The 13,821-nt window shown below is 64.4% G+C and carries 13 protein-coding genes and 1 pseudogene; 7 read left to right on the top strand and 7 right to left on the bottom strand.

Annotated features, from left to right (window positions below; all coding sequences use genetic code 11):
* The first annotated feature begins 67 nt into the window (after window positions 1–67).
* The 3 genes from JZZ72_RS03930 to JZZ72_RS03920 all read left to right on the top strand — a co-directional run bounded on the left by JZZ72_RS03930 (window position 68) and on the right by JZZ72_RS03920 (window position 4,603).
* Complete coding sequence (locus JZZ72_RS03930; protein ID WP_043863850.1) at window positions 68–1,123, top strand: YkvI family membrane protein; 1,056 nt, start codon at window positions 68–70, stop codon at window positions 1,121–1,123.
* Between the two features lie 118 nt (window positions 1,124–1,241).
* Window positions 1,242–2,021 (top strand): class I SAM-dependent methyltransferase, encoded by a 780-nt coding sequence (locus JZZ72_RS03925; protein ID WP_043863851.1) that lies wholly within the window; start codon window positions 1,242–1,244, stop codon window positions 2,019–2,021.
* Window positions 2,022–2,311: 290 nt separating this feature from the next.
* Window positions 2,312–4,603, top strand: a complete 2,292-nt coding sequence (locus JZZ72_RS03920) for an autotransporter family protein (protein WP_210014066.1) — start codon at window positions 2,312–2,314, stop codon at window positions 4,601–4,603.
* Window positions 4,604–4,685: 82 nt separating this feature from the next.
* Here JZZ72_RS03920 and JZZ72_RS03915 read toward each other — a convergent pair whose 3' ends face one another.
* From JZZ72_RS03915 to JZZ72_RS03905, 3 genes and pseudogenes are all read right to left on the bottom strand, one after another.
* Complete coding sequence (locus JZZ72_RS03915) at window positions 4,686–5,027, bottom strand: type II toxin-antitoxin system HicB family antitoxin (RefSeq protein WP_043863853.1); 342 nt, start codon at window positions 5,025–5,027, stop codon at window positions 4,686–4,688.
* A pseudogene (locus JZZ72_RS03910) lies at window positions 5,027–5,173 on the bottom strand (type II toxin-antitoxin system HicA family toxin); the annotation flags it as partial. The gene JZZ72_RS03915 and the pseudogene JZZ72_RS03910, both read right to left, overlap by 1 nt.
* 171 nt (window positions 5,174–5,344) lie before the next feature.
* A complete protein-coding gene (locus JZZ72_RS03905; RefSeq protein ID WP_210014065.1) occupies window positions 5,345–6,355 on the bottom strand; it encodes a zinc-dependent alcohol dehydrogenase family protein in 1,011 nt (336 codons plus the stop codon).
* A 141-nt stretch (window positions 6,356–6,496) separates the two neighbouring features.
* Here JZZ72_RS03905 and JZZ72_RS03900 point away from each other — a divergent pair, with 141 nt between their 5' ends.
* From JZZ72_RS03900 to JZZ72_RS03890, 3 genes are all read left to right on the top strand, one after another.
* On the top strand, window positions 6,497–6,997 hold the full coding sequence (locus tag JZZ72_RS03900; RefSeq protein ID WP_043863856.1) for a sigma-70 family RNA polymerase sigma factor: 501 nt from the start codon (window positions 6,497–6,499) through the stop codon (window positions 6,995–6,997).
* A gap of 1 nt (window position 6,998) precedes the next feature.
* Entirely contained in the window at window positions 6,999–7,946 is a 948-nt protein-coding gene (locus JZZ72_RS03895) for a FecR domain-containing protein (protein WP_100634092.1), read from the top strand.
* Window positions 7,947–8,051: 105 nt separating this feature from the next.
* The gene (locus tag JZZ72_RS03890) at window positions 8,052–10,523 is read left to right on the top strand and encodes a TonB-dependent siderophore receptor (RefSeq protein WP_210014064.1); all 2,472 of its coding nucleotides are present in this window, start codon (window positions 8,052–8,054) and stop codon (window positions 10,521–10,523) included.
* 66 nt (window positions 10,524–10,589) lie between these two features.
* On the opposite strand, the gene JZZ72_RS03885 is transcribed toward JZZ72_RS03890, so the two are convergent.
* From JZZ72_RS03885 to JZZ72_RS03870, 4 genes are all read right to left on the bottom strand, one after another.
* Window positions 10,590–11,180 carry an HAD family hydrolase gene (locus JZZ72_RS03885; protein WP_054916361.1) on the bottom strand — a complete coding sequence of 197 codons (591 nt, stop codon included), beginning with the start codon at window positions 11,178–11,180 and terminating at the stop codon, window positions 10,590–10,592.
* A complete protein-coding gene (tesB, locus tag JZZ72_RS03880) occupies window positions 11,177–12,046 on the bottom strand; it encodes an acyl-CoA thioesterase II (protein ID WP_043863859.1) in 870 nt (289 codons plus the stop codon). The genes JZZ72_RS03885 and tesB overlap by 4 nt, the downstream gene beginning before the upstream one ends.
* A gap of 75 nt (window positions 12,047–12,121) precedes the next feature.
* On the bottom strand, window positions 12,122–12,691 hold the full coding sequence (locus JZZ72_RS03875; protein ID WP_043863860.1) for a GNAT family N-acetyltransferase: 570 nt from the start codon (window positions 12,689–12,691) through the stop codon (window positions 12,122–12,124).
* Between the two features lie 14 nt (window positions 12,692–12,705).
* Window positions 12,706–13,023: a TonB-dependent receptor gene (locus JZZ72_RS03870; protein WP_210014063.1), complete on the bottom strand. Its 318-nt coding sequence runs from the start codon at window positions 13,021–13,023 to the stop codon at window positions 12,706–12,708.
* Between the two features lie 105 nt (window positions 13,024–13,128).
* On the opposite strand from JZZ72_RS03870, the gene pmrG reads away from it, so the two are divergent.
* Complete coding sequence (gene pmrG, locus JZZ72_RS03865; RefSeq protein WP_210014062.1) at window positions 13,129–13,821, top strand: lipopolysaccharide core heptose(II)-phosphate phosphatase PmrG; 693 nt, start codon at window positions 13,129–13,131, stop codon at window positions 13,819–13,821.

The following is a 13,821-nucleotide window of genomic DNA, read 5'->3' as shown; positions in this document are numbered from 1 at the left end:
CCCGGCATGGCCACGGAAAGTGGCCCGCCCCATAAGCCCTAACAACAATAATTCGAGGGAAATCGTCATGAAAGAGAGCCTGAAAATAGCCGGCGCGTTCGTCGGTGTGATTGTCGGCGCCGGGTTCGCTTCCGGTCGGGAACTGCTGCTGATGTTCGTCGATTTCGGCGTATGGGGATTGCTCGGGGCAGTGGTCAGCGCCTCACTGTTCATCTTTCTCGGCATGGCATTGGCAGGCATGGGCAGCCGCCTGCGGGCCAGCTCCCATAAAGACGTGGTGAACGCCCTGTGCGGACGCTACCTGGGCGCCTTCGTCGACCTGATGATCACCTTTTTCATGTTTGCGGTAACCGTGGTCATGCTGGCCGGTGGCGGTGCCCTGCTGGAGCAGCAGTTCGGCATCCCGGCCCTGTTCGGCAGCCTGGCGGTAACCGTGATCGTGGTCGCCATCGTGTGCCTGGATGTGCAGAAGGTGATTGGCATGATCGGCGCCGCCACCCCGCTGTTGATTCTCACGGCAGTAGCGGTGGCCCTGTATGGTGTGGCCACCCGAGGCCTGAGTTTCGGCGAGCTCGATCAACTGGCCAGCCAGCAGGACGCCGGCGCCAGCCATTGGCTGCTGGGGGCACTGTTGTACGTGTCCTACAACATCGTGGCCGGGGTGCCCTTTCTGTCGATCATGGGCGGCACCGCAAAGACCGAGAAGCACGCCATCTGGGGTGGCATCTTCGGCGGCGCGTTGCTGGGGGTGCTGATGCTGGTGATGAGCCTGGGGCTGTTGTCGCGCCTGGACAGCGTGGCCGACCTGCCCATGCCCATGCTGTCCATCGCCACCGAGATTTCACCGGTGCTTGGCCTGGTGATGGCCGTGGTCATTTTCCTGATGATCCTCAACACCGCCGTTGGCACCCTGTACTCCTTTTCGGCGCGATTGCTGCCAGCGGGCACCCGCACGTTCCGCATCGGCTCGGCGGCCGCCGGCGCCCTTGCGTTCGTTGGCAGCCTGGTCGGGTTCGTCAGCCTGGTGGGGCAGGTCTACCCGCTGTTCGGCTACCTGGGCTTCCTGCTGATTGGCGCGGTCGTGCTTGGCTGGCTACGCGTCGGCCGCCTGGCCCAGGCTTGAGCAATCGACAGTGACGCGCTGATCGGGCGCGTCACAAATTGCATCGAACCTGCCCTCTCGAAATCCAATGCCAGGCCGATATGCTTGGCAACCGAACTAGCAGCAGAGCAGGTCACCGATGAAAGTCTGCACAACCTACCGTGAAACCTTCTATCACGTACTCAACGCGGTGTTTACCGCCTATGGCAAGCAGCCGGTGGTAGCGGAACTGGGAGTGCTGCGCGGCGAAAACGCGATGAAGCTCTACCAGGCCCTGACCCCGGAAAAGATGGTGCTGATCGACAGCTGGAGCCCTGCCTCCAATGACGACTACAGCCCATTCGACCAGTTGCCGCCATGGGTCGAGCCACCAGAGAAATACGCCTACTACTACGGCGGCCCGATGCATGAGCAGGCCACCTTCGACAACCTCTACCAGCAATGCCTGGACCGCTTCGCCGACAAGGACAACGTCACCGTCATCCGCGCCGACACCATCAGCGCCATCGACGCGATCCAGCCGCGTACCGGCATCGAGACCTTCGACGTGGTGTACATCGATGCCAGCCACCAGTACGAATTCATCCTGCGCGACCTGATGTACTACCAGGAACTGGTCGGCCCGGATGGCTTCATCCTGCTCAACGACTGCTGCCACAGCCCCAATGGCACCAAGCAGAACCTGGGCGTGCTCGAAGCCTTGAGCAGCTTCATGAAGCGCTCCGACTTCATCCCGCTGGCCATGACCAACACCGACTGGTCGGACGTGATCCTGGTGCGCAAGAACTCGATCATGGTGCAACTGGTGGACATCGCCCTGACCAACTCCGACATTCCGTTCGTGGAGATCCCGCACCAACTGATCTCTGCCGCCAAAGTCGTTTACGGCCAGCAGCGCATCAACATCAGCTTCGCCTGATTGCGGTTGCAAGACGTCCTGGCCTTCGCCAGGACGACACCGGTCGACCCCACACGATCGATTAAATTCCCGCGAATCTGCCTGTTTTTCCTACAGATGCCGGCTGATTCACATTTTTTTCGTGAAAAGCAGCCTAACCGGCTTTCGCTGCTGAATTGTCCTACAACCATCCTGTACAGTACCCAGCGCTTGATTCAGCACTCACTGACAAGCCGGCAGGGATGGCCGATACAGACGCAGCATGCGCTGGTTGTCCCGCGTCGGTTTCCGACCCTGGAAGGGACACCCTCTTGAATACTGCATCGCTGCGCCGCTCACTGCTGGCGCTTTCCATTGCCGCTGCTACAGCCACGGCCAATGCCTCTCCCGCTATCGACTTGAATCACGACCTCCGCTCCGGTGCCTACAGCAATACCGGCGATACCTTCAGCAGCGCTACCTTCAGCGGCACATCGCAGAACGCCGGCGTCGAGCTGATCGATGTCACTGTGCTGGGCAACCTGACCAACAGCGGCGCGATCAACCTCAGCGCGGCGAGTGCCACCGATATTCCCTCGGCCATTTCCCTCACCCTCGATTCCAGCATCGGCGGCAACCTGGTCAACCAGGGCAGCATCAACGTGACCGGCGAAGGCGCCATGGGCCTGGACCTGTACCTGGCCAAGATTGCCGGTGATGTGATCAACAGCGGCAGCATTGCCGTGACGGGCCAGAACGCCAACGGCATGATGATCACCTCCACCCAGTCGAGCATCATCAACAGCGGCACCATCACCGCGCGTGGCGCCGACTCGGCCGGTATCGAAGTCGAGAATGCCGTCTTCAGCGGGTCCATCACCCCGCCCTACAAAAGCAACATCAACAACAGCGGCACCATTTCGGCAGATGGCATCGGCATCCATCTGGTCAACCTGAGCGGCAGCAATCTGTTTTCGATCACCCAGACCGCCGGCCTGCTCGAAGGCGGCACTGCGGCGATTCTGGCCGAAGACAGCAACGCGCAGTCGTACTTCTACTGGTCCGGCGGCCAGGTAAAAGGCGATCTGCTGGGGCTGAGTGGCGTGCTGGTCAAAGGCGACGTGGCTTTCGGCGGTTCGACCATCCGTGCCGGCTACGTGGACATCGACGGTGGCACCCTGACCCTGCTGGCGCCGCACACCACGCTGGACGGCGATCTCGACCTCGACAGCGACACCGCCCGCCTGCGTCTGCTGCTGGATAACACGACGCTGCCCGATTCACCGATCCTCAAGGTGACCGGCAACACCTACTTCTCCGCAGGTAGCCAGATCGAGCTGCAAGCCCGCTCCGACGACTTCCGCACCCCGGCCCAGGGCACCCGCTACACCCTGCTGAACTCCGGCACCTGGGAAGAGGCGCAGAACCTGTCGGTGGTCTCGTCCTCGGCGCTGCTCGAAGTGAAAAACTTCGGCATCGAGGGCCAGGATGTGAAGGCGCTGGTCGCAACCCGCAGCGATGAAGCGATCGAGCAGAACCTGCTCGGCGCCCGTGCTTCGCGCAATGCAGTCAATGCCATACAACCGTTCAAGAACACCGTGATGGGCCAGCTCAGCGAAAGCGATCCGGTATTCCAGGCCTTCGCCAACGCCAGCAGCGATGCGCAACTGGCCAGTCTCGCCGAAACCCTGACCCCGGATGTCAGCCGCGGCGTGATCAATGCCGCCACCAGCAGCCAGACCCTGGTCGGCAACGCCGTCACCCGCCGCTCCAGCAATGCCCGCAACGGCCTGTCGTCCGGTGAAGGCCTGTCGGGCACTGGCGTATGGGTGCAGGCACTGTCCAGCGATGCCGATCAGGATCGTCGCCACGGTATCGACGGTTACGATGCCAACACCAACGGCATCGCCGTGGGCGCCGACGGCAAGCTCGACCCCGATACCACCGTGGGCCTGGCGTACAGCTACCTGACCAGCGACGTCAAATCCGACCGGGGCAACAAGACCGATGTCAGCGGCCATGCCCTGACCCTGTACGGCAACTGGACCCACGACAACTACTTCGTCGATGCTTCGGTGATGTACGGCTGGAACGACAACGAGTCCAAACGCTACATCGCCGGCAGCCGCGCCAAGGCCGACTACGACAGCGAGATCTTCGGCGTCAACGCGCTGGCCGGCTACACCTTCCAGCTCGACCGGCAGGTAGTGCTCGAGCCGCAGATCGGCGCGCGCTACGCCAACGTCTCGATCGACTCGTACCGTGAAAAAGGCAGCTCGGCGGCGCTCAACGTCGGCAGCCAGCGTTACGAAATCGGCGAGATGGGCCTGGGCGCACGCCTGGCAGCCGCCTTCGACCTGGGCGTGGGCAGCCTGGAGCCGGAAGCCAAGCTGATGGCCTGGCATGACTTCATCGGCGACAAGGCCGGCACCACCTCCACCTTCGTGCTGGGTGGCACGCCATTCACCACCCGCGGCGCCACCCCGGCCCGCGACAGCTACGAGCTGGGCCTGGGCGCAACCTACCGCGTCGGTGCCTGGAGCGTGGGCGGGTCGTACAACTACCTGACCAGCAGCGGCTTCGATGCCGACACCTTCACCGCCAACGTGCGCTACGACTTCTGACCTCAACCGCCAGACACGACAAAGCCCGCCAGAAGCGGGCTTTGTCGTGGCGCGTATTCAGGCGCGCTGCAAGCGTATCGTACTACTCATGGTGACTCAGGTAGGCGGTCAATGCCCGGCGCGTCAGGTCGTTGAGCGAAATACTCTGCCGGTTGGCAACCACGCTGGCGGCCAAATGCAGGTCATGGCCAACCCTCACATTGAATGAGCCTTTACATGGGGTTTCGGGAGCCTGATGCAAGGTTGCACATGTGTGTAGATAGTCATCCACGGCCTCGCGAAATGCCGCGTCCAACTGTGCCACAGTCTCTCCTTCATAGCTCACCAGAGCCCGGATGAACTGCACCTTGCCGTATAGACAGTTGTCTTCTGGGCTGGCTTCAATGGAGCCGTGATACCCCCTGTAATGCAACAGTGTGCCCATCAAATCAACCCTCCGGCTTTCAAGTGTTCAATAACCTGGCATCTGATGTAAGCCTTCAGCTCGTTGCCGGGATGTGGCTTATGCAGGTTGATCATCGCCAGCGGATTCCCGTTATCGAACTTCACTCGGCTTCCGTTACCGTTGATCACTCAGGCACGCCAGGAAACCCCAGATGAACCGCTGTGAACAGCAGCCCCACAGTGGTCAAGACACCTCTCATCCCAATTGAGGAAACTGCCTACCCGCCTTACCTGATTTCCTCGTATCAGACACGACAAAGCCCGCCAGAAGCGGGCTTTGTCGTGTCGGGGCGTGCCTCAGATATCCAGCACGATCTTGCCGAAATGCTGGTTGGTTTCCTGATAGCGGAACGCATCGGCGATCTGCTCCAGGCCAAAGTGCTTGTCGATCACCGGGCGAAGGCCGCTGGCGTCGATGGCACGCACCATGGCCTGCTGCTGGGCACGGCTACCTACCAGTACCCCCTGCAGACGCAACTGGCGCACCAGCGCCTGCACCAGCGGCAACTGCCCCGCCACGCCGGTGAGGATGCCGATCAACGAGATGTGCCCGCCAATGCGCGCGGCAATCATCGATTGCTCCAGCGTGGCCGGGCCGCCCACCTCGATCACATGGTCCACACCACGATTGTGGGTCAGGCTGCGCACCTGCTCGCCCCAGGCCGGGGTGGTGCGGTAGTTGATCAGGTGGTCGGCGCCCAGGGCCTTGAGGCGTTCGAGCTTGGCGTCGCTGGACGAGGTGGCGATCACCGTGGCACCCGCCAGCTTGGCGAACTGCAAGGCGAAGATCGACACCCCGCCGGTGCCCTGCACCAGCACCGTGTCACCTGGCTTGAGTGCGTCGTCGGCCATCAGTGCACGCCAGGCGGTCAAGCCCGCAGTGGTCAGCGTGGCCGCTTCGGCGTGGCTCCAACCTTTGGGCGCATGGGTAAACGAAGTGGCACGGGCCGTCACCTGCTCGCGGGCATAGCCGTCGATGCCATCGCCCGGCACCGTGGCAAAGCCTTCGATCAGCGGCGCGCCATCCAGCCAGTCGGGGAAGAAGGTGCTGACCACCGCATCACCGACAGCGAACTCGCTCACCCCGGCGCCCACGGCCACCACTTCACCGGCACCATCGGCCATCGGAATGCGCGGCTCGGCAGGCCCCCACATGCCGCTGACCACGGCAAAGTCGTGGTAGTTGAGCGAGTTGGCACGCAGGCGCACGGTGATCTCGCCCGCCTGCGGCGCCGGCGCTTCGCACGTGCCCACCTGCACCTTGTCATATCCGCCGCCGGGTTGAACGTAAATGGCCTTGTGGCTCATGGGAAGCGCCTCACTCGTGTCTGTAAAGGGTCAACCAGTCTTCGCCCGTGCCTGACGCAGGTCAAGCACCAGCACTTGCACAATCCGCCGGCAAACCACAATAATGCGACTAATTATCAATTACTCAGTATCCTCCGCGCCATGCCCGCACCCGATCACGCTGCCCTGCACGCGCTCTACAGCGAACACAACGGTTGGTTGAAAAGCTGGCTGCGCGCGCGCCTGGGCAACGCCAGCGATGCCGCAGACCTTGCCCAGGACACCTTCATCCGGGTGCTCACCGCACGCAATGCCCAGACCATTCGTGAACCGCGCAGCTACCTGGGTGCCATCGCCCATGCGCTGATGGTCGACAAGTTTCGCCGCAAGGCCCTGGAACAGGCCTACCTCGCCGAGCTGGCCACCCGCCCGGAGCGCGTCGTCGAGTCGCCCGAAACGCGCCTGCTGATTCTCGAAACCCTGGTGGCCGTCGATACCCTGCTCGACGGCATGGGCGAACGCACCCGGCAGATCTTCCTGGCGGTGCAGCTCGAGGGCCTGAGCTACGTGGCCACCGCCGAGCGCATGGGCGTGTCGGTGACCACGGTGAAAAAACACATGATCCGCGCCATGACCCACTGCCTGCTGCTGACGGACGACTGACATGGCCCAGCCCCTGGACTACTCAACCCTGGAGGCGGCAGCCAGCTGGTACGTCAAGCTCAATGCCGCGCCGCCCAGCGAGGCCCAGGTGCAGGCCTGGCGGGACTGGCTGGGCAAGAGCCAGGCCCATGCCCAGGCCTGGGCGCGGGTGGAAAAACTGCAGCGCCAGCTTGGCCGCCTGCCCGCCGACGTGGCCCTGCCGACCCTGGCCGGTGTACGCGCACGACGCCGCGCCGTGCTCAAGACCCTGGCCCTGCTGATGGGCGTGGGCATCACCGGCTGGGCCGTGCGCGAAAGCGACACGGGCCGCGAGCTGATGGCCGGGCTGCGTACCGGCAAGGGCCAGCGCCGCCACGTGACACTGGCCGATGGCAGTCAACTGGAACTCAACACCGACACCGCGCTGGATATCGAATTCGACGGCCAGCAGCGCCTGCTGCGCCTGTACAGCGGCGAAATCATGGTGCAAACCGCCGCCGACGCCGCTGGCCGGCCCTTCCTGGTGCAAACCCCGGAAGGCCGCATCCGCGCCCTGGGCACCCGTTTCAGCGTGCACAGCGAGGGCGGCCTGAGCCGGGTCAGCGTACTGGAGCACGCCGTGGAGATCCGCCCCGCCGATCAGCCCGGGCAAGTGCTGCGCCTGGACAGCGGGCAAAGCGTGAGCTTCGACGCGCATCAGCTCGGAGCGGTCGGTAGCGCGGCCCCCGGCACAGGTGCCTGGACCGACGGCATGCTGACCGTGATCGAGTGGCGCCTGGCCGACTTCATCAGCGAGCTGCGCCGCTACCGTCCCGGCCTGCTGCGCTGCGATGAGCGTATTGCCGACCTGCGCCTGTCCGGCGCCTTTCGCATTGACGATACCGACACCGTCCTGCAGAACCTGGGCACCTCGCTGCCGGTCAAGGTGCGCTACCTCACGCGGTACTGGGTGAGCGTCGAGCCGGTCTGAAAAAACATCGAAAACCGGGTTGCCGATTTTCATTCTCATTCGGCTACGCAGTTAAAGCGGAAAAAAAAGCCGCGCCCCTGCCCAGCCAATCGAAGGAAAACCTGCATGTCCGCCCCTTGCCCGCGAGCGCCTCGCCCTCTGCTACGCGCCGTCCACCTGGCCCTGTTCAGCCTGCCGCTGGCACCGTTGCCGTTGCTGGCGGTGCTGCCGTCAAACGCCCTGGCACAAAGCGCAAGCACCCACTTCCAGATCGCCGCAGGCCCGCTGGGCACCGCGCTGAGCCTGTTCGCCACCCGCGCCAGCATCACCCTGTCGTTCGATGCGCGGCAAACCCAGGGCCTGCAATCGGCGGGCCTGCAGGGCAGCTACAGCATCGATGAAGGCCTGGCGCGACTGCTGGCGGGCAGCGGCCTGCAGGCCCAGCGCCAGTCCAATGGCGGCTACGTGCTGGTGCCAGCCGGCAACGGCGGCGCCGTCGAGCTGGGGGCCACCAGCATCGAAAGCAATACCCTTGGCGAGACCACCGAAAACACCGGCGCCTACACCACCGCCGCCACCCGCACCGCCACCAAGCTGCCGCTGTCGATCCGCGAAACCCCGCAATCGGTCACCGTGGTCACCCGCCAGCAGATGGATGACCAGGGCGCGCAGAGCATCACCGACGTGCTGCGCAACACCCCCGGCGTCTCCGCCCAGGCCTACGACAGCGACCGTACCGAATTCTCCAGCCGTGGCCTGGCCATCACCAACTTCCAGTACGACGGCGTCAACACCATCTACGACGGCGTGTACGATGAAGGCACCGCGCATGTCGACATGGCGATCTACGACCACGTCGAAGTGCTCAAGGGGGCCACCGGCCTGATGACCGGCTCCGGCGACCCTTCGGCCACCGTCAACCTGATCCGCAAGAAACCCACCGCGCAGTTCCAGGCCTCGCTGTCGGGCAGCGCCGGCAGCTGGGACGACTACCGTGGCGAAGGCGATGTTTCCGGCCCGCTGAACGACAGCGGCAGCGTGCGCGGGCGCTTCGTCGGCGCGCAGCAGGACAGGAAGGGCTACCAGGACCACTACCAGCAGAAGAAAGAGGTGTACTACGGCATCCTCGAAGTCGACGTCACCCCCGACACCCTGCTGACCGTGGGTATCGACCAGCAGACCACCACCCCGCGCGGCACCTCCTGGACCGGCAACCCGGTGTACTTCGCCGATGGCGGACGCACCGACTTTTCGCGCCGGTTCAACCCGGGGGCCGACTGGAGCCGTCGCGACTTCCAGAACCGCACCTACTTCGCCTCGCTGGAGCAGGCGCTGGCCAACGACTGGAGCCTGAAGCTCAGCGTCAACCAGCTGCAGAGCGACCACGACACGCGCCTTGCCTCCGCCAGCGGCGGCAATCCCGACCGTGCCACGGGCGAAGGCATGTTCATGTTCTGGGGCCGCTGGGAAGGTCACCGGGTGCAGAACACCGCCGACATCAACCTGTCCGGCCCCTTCACCCTGCTGGGCCGCCAGCACGACCTGGTGATGGGTTTCAACGCGGCCAACTCGCGCCAGACCGGCGCCACCTGGGACACCAGCCTGGGCGGCACACCGGGCAACATCTACGAATGGAACGGCAAGATCGGCGTGCCGGACTTCCCGAAAAACGGCAAGTACGAGCAGACCAAGCGCCAGAACGGCGCGTACATCGCCACCCGCCTGCGCCCCACCGACGACCTGTCGCTGATCCTCGGCACCCGCGTCAGCACCTTCAAGTACAACGACAACTACGATTACGACGGCCTCAACCCGGTGTACTTCAGCGACAACCAGGCCGGCTACAAGCAGCATGGCGTGGTGACCCCGTATGCCGGCGTGGTGTATGACCTCAACGACACCTACTCGGTGTATGCCAGCTACACCTCGATCTACCAGCCACAGACCTACAAGGACGCAAACCGCACCCCGCTGGATCCGGTGGAGGGCGACAGCTACGAGACAGGGCTGAAGGCGGCCTACTTCGAGGGGCGGCTCAATGCCAGCCTGGCCTTGTTCCGTATCGAGCAGGACAACGTGGCGGTGCAGACCGGCACCACCAACACCAACGAGGGGATCTACAAGGCCACCCGCGGCGCAACCACCGAGGGCGTGGAGCTGGAGATTGCCGGCGAACTGCAGGAGGGCTGGAACCTGTCGGCCGGCTATACCTATGCGCGCTCTCGCGACAAGGACCACCAGCGCATCTTCGGCTCGCCGATGAGCACCACCAAGCCTGAGCAACTGCTGCGGCTGTTCACCACCTACCGCCTGCCGGGGGCGCTGGACAAGGTCACGGTGGGTGGCGGGGTGAACTGGCAGAGCGCGTTCTACGGCCAGATCTACAGCCCTACGGTGAAGGATTACACCTTCATCAAGCAGGGTGGCTACACCCTGGTCGACCTGATGGGCCGCTACCAGTACAACGACCACCTGAGCTTCACGCTCAACGCCAACAACGTGTTCGACAAGCGCTACCTGGCCGGGCTGGGCAACTTCGACACCACCTACTATGGCGAAGCGCGCAACCTGATGCTGACTACGCGCTGGGCGTTCTGATCGAAGGCCTGGGTTGATGATCCGGGCTTCTTCGCCGGCAAGGCCGGCGAAGAGGCCAGCACGGACCTACTCCAGCATCCCGTGCAACACCCCACAATCAGCCGCATGCCAATCCACCAGCTGCGGCCACGGGTTCTGCGGCACATTCACCAGCACCGTGCGCGCACCCGCCGCACGCCCGCAGTCCAGATCGAAGCGATAGTCACCGACCATCACCATCTGCGCCGGTGCCACGTCCCACGCCTGGGCCAGTTGCAGCAGCCCGCCCGGGTGCGGCTTGGGCGGAGCCTCGTCGCGGCCGATGATGTCCTGCACCGGGAAGCAGTCGGCCAGGCCGATCGCCTCCAGCGTCACATGCGCCAGCTCGCGCGCATTACGCGTCAGGATCCCCAGCCGGCAGCCCCGCGCCGCCAGCTCGCGCACCAGCGCCACCGCCCCCGGCGCCGCCTGCGAGGCCACTGCCAGTTCGCGCTCGTGCTCCAGCAGCCAGGCATGCTTGGCCGCCGCCTCTGCCGCAGGCAGGGCCGCCAGATGGGTAAGAATGTCGTCCTGCGCCGGGATGTCCAGCGCCACGCGAATGGCCGCAAAGTCATGCACGGCGACGGTCAGGGTGCCGTCCATGTCGAACACCCAGTGGCGAATCGAGCGCAGGCTCATGCCCAGTCCTTGCGATGGCGAATCAGGCCTTCCTGGCACGACGAGGCCACCAGCTGCCCGGCTCGATTGAAGATGCTGCCACGGGCAAAGCCGCGCGCATTGCCCGCCCACGGGCTGTCCATGGCGTACAGCAGCCAGTCATCGGCGCGCAGGTTGCCGTGAAACCACAGCGCATGGTCGAGGCTGGCCAGCTGCATGTCGCGGTGCCACACCGACTTGCCATGGGGCATCAGCGAAGTGGTCAGCAGGCCGAAGTCCGAGGCGTATGCCAGCATGTACTTGTGCAGCGCCTGGGAGTCGGGCAGGTTGCCGTCGGCACGAAACCACGCGTACTTCACCGGGTCGCCGGGCTTGGGGTTGAAGGGGTCCTTCTCGGTCACCGGGCGCACTTCGATGGGCTTGGCGCACAGCAGCTTGTCGCGAATATGCTCGGGCAACTGATCGGCCATGCGCTCGGCCAGTTCCACTTCCGACGGCAGGTTCTCGGGGCCGACCACCTGGGGCATCTGGCCCTGGTGCTCGAAGCCTTCCTCGTCGTACTGGAACGAGGCGCTGCAGGTGAAGATCGGCTGGCCCTTCTGGATCGCCGTCACCCGGCGGGTGCTGAAGCTGCCGCCGTCACGCACGCGGTCCACCGAATACACCACCGGCATCGACGCATCGCCCGGACGCAGAAAATAGCCGTGCAACGAATGCACGTGGCGCGCCTCTTCGACCGTCTGACTGGCCGCCGACAGCGACTGGCCCAGTACCTGGCCCCCGTACAGCTGACGAAAGCCCAGGTCCTGGCTGCGTCCGCGGAACAGGTTTTCCTCGATCGCCTCCAGACTCAACAGGTCGACCAGATCGTCCAACACGTGGCTCATTCGAGATTCTCCAAAGCAAGGCCCAGGGCGCAAATAATACAGGGTTTGTCATTGGCGGCCTGTATGTTCTGCGATTCAGCCATGCAAGGTGGCCTGCCACTGGGCGCGGTTGATCCGGTACAGCACATGGGGGCGCAAGGGGTGGCCGGGCTCGAGGCGCGGGTGCTCGAAGTCGCCCAGCGGATCGGGCTGCATGCCGATGGCCTGCATCACCTTCTGCGACGGCAGATTGCCCTGGGTAGTGAACGACACCACTTCGTCCAGGCCCAGCTGGGCGAACGCACAGCGCAGGCAGGTCCAGGCCGCCTCGCTGGCGAAGCCCTGGCCCCAGTGGCGCCGCGCCAGGCGCCAGCCGATCTCCACCGCCGGGGTGAACGGCGCATCGAAGCTCACATTGAGCAAGCCGGTCATGCCGATGAACGCCCCGCTGTCCTGGCGCTCCAGGGCCCACAGGCCGAACCCGTACTCGGCAAAATGGCCGCGGATGCGGCCAATCAGTGCGGCGCTTTCGACCCGGCTCAGCGGCGCCGGGAAGTACTGCATCACCAGTGGGTCGGCACACAGGGCGGCGAACTCGGCGAGGTCGTCGTCCTGCCACTGGCGCAGCCGCAGCCGCGCGCTCTCCAGTTCAAGTATCGGGGTCATTGCCTGCTCCGTGATCATTGCCTTGCAGTGTACAGCGTAGGCAGGCCCATGTAGTTGGCGCCAGCCCCGACTGCCCCTGCGTGCATCGATGTTGTAGGAGGTCCACAGGCTGAAGCTGTCGGGCGCGATGAACGTGGGCTGGTGCCGTCGTTGACGCCGTTGCCACCGGCCTTCACCACTTCGGCATCCAGGTAGGTGTAGCCGGCCCACACCGCCCAGGCATCGGTGATGCGTCCGGTGGCGCCCAGCTCCAGGCCGGTGACACGCTGGTCGCCATCCAGTGCCACCAGGCCCGAGATTGGGCTTGTTACTTCATGGAATTGAAACTGCAACGTGCTGTTGCCCCTTGCCCCACAAGGCTTTCACATCGCCTTCACCGATTCACCACAGGCCGTTGCTTACCGTGCAGACATTCTCGCGGTAGCCGGAGCGGCCCCATGTTGCATGATGCAGTACTCGACCAGACCTTGACCCCAGCCCGTCCGGGGCGACGACGACGCCTGCCTTCGGCGACGTTCCTGCTGGGCCTGTGCACCTTGCTTGCACTGGCCGTTTCAAGCCTGTGGCTGGTCAGAGGGTTGGCGATCGTGGACCTGGGTAGCGAAAGACAGATGCGCAACAGCGGTGTGTATGCCGACTGGGCCAAAGGTGAAGTCATCGTGCTGGTGCGGCATGCCGAGCGTTGCGACCGCTCGCGCAACCCGTGCCTGGATGATCCGCAAGGTATCACCCAGGCGGGCAGCCAGGCTGCGGCGCAGGTGGGCGAAGGGCTGCAGCGCCTGGGCCTGGAGCATGCCGACATGCTGGCCAGCCCCCTGACCCGCACCCAGCAAACCGCTCACTTCATGTTCGGCAAGCTGGCAGCCAGTGAGGACTGGCTGCAGCAATGCAACAAGGGCTTCGCCGACAACGCCCTGGCGCGCAAGGCCGCCGAGCGCAACCTGGTGCTGGTGACCCACAGCGGCTGCATAGACCAGCTCGAACGCCAGTTGAACGTGCCCGGTGGCGAACGCTCCAGCGCCTACGCCGAAGCCGTATTCGTCTCGGTGGGCGCCAGCGGCAAACCGAGAATCCTCGGCCGCATGAACGCCCCCGAATGGCGCAAGCTGCTGGCCAGGGCGGAGCAATGA

This window comes from Pseudomonas palmensis (genome assembly GCF_017848315.1).
Lineage (GTDB): Bacteria > Pseudomonadota > Gammaproteobacteria > Pseudomonadales > Pseudomonadaceae > Aquipseudomonas > Aquipseudomonas palmensis.
The sequence above is the reverse complement of the archived record's forward strand: the minus strand, read 5'-3'. Positions and strand labels throughout refer to the sequence as shown.

What these genes read in the sequence shown, in the direction of transcription:
- pmrG (WP_210014062.1), top strand. Translation starts at nt 13,129, where the DNA reads ATGTTGCATGATGCAGTACTCGACCAGACCTTGACCCCAGCCCGTCCG.
- JZZ72_RS03875 (WP_043863860.1), bottom strand. Translation starts at nt 12,691, where the DNA reads ATGACCCCGATACTTGAACTGGAGAGCGCGCGGCTGCGGCTGCGCCAG.
- JZZ72_RS03930 (WP_043863850.1), top strand. Translation starts at nt 68, where the DNA reads ATGAAAGAGAGCCTGAAAATAGCCGGCGCGTTCGTCGGTGTGATTGTC.
- tesB (WP_043863859.1), bottom strand. Translation starts at nt 12,046, where the DNA reads ATGAGCCACGTGTTGGACGATCTGGTCGACCTGTTGAGTCTGGAGGCG.
- JZZ72_RS03890 (WP_210014064.1), top strand. Translation starts at nt 8,052, where the DNA reads ATGTCCGCCCCTTGCCCGCGAGCGCCTCGCCCTCTGCTACGCGCCGTC.
- JZZ72_RS03915 (WP_043863853.1), bottom strand. Translation starts at nt 5,027, where the DNA reads ATGGGCACACTGTTGCATTACAGGGGGTATCACGGCTCCATTGAAGCC.
- JZZ72_RS03895 (WP_100634092.1), top strand. Translation starts at nt 6,999, where the DNA reads ATGGCCCAGCCCCTGGACTACTCAACCCTGGAGGCGGCAGCCAGCTGG.
- JZZ72_RS03900 (WP_043863856.1), top strand. Translation starts at nt 6,497, where the DNA reads ATGCCCGCACCCGATCACGCTGCCCTGCACGCGCTCTACAGCGAACAC.
- JZZ72_RS03905 (WP_210014065.1), bottom strand. Translation starts at nt 6,355, where the DNA reads ATGAGCCACAAGGCCATTTACGTTCAACCCGGCGGCGGATATGACAAG.
- JZZ72_RS03885 (WP_054916361.1), bottom strand. Translation starts at nt 11,180, where the DNA reads ATGAGCCTGCGCTCGATTCGCCACTGGGTGTTCGACATGGACGGCACC.
- JZZ72_RS03925 (WP_043863851.1), top strand. Translation starts at nt 1,242, where the DNA reads ATGAAAGTCTGCACAACCTACCGTGAAACCTTCTATCACGTACTCAAC.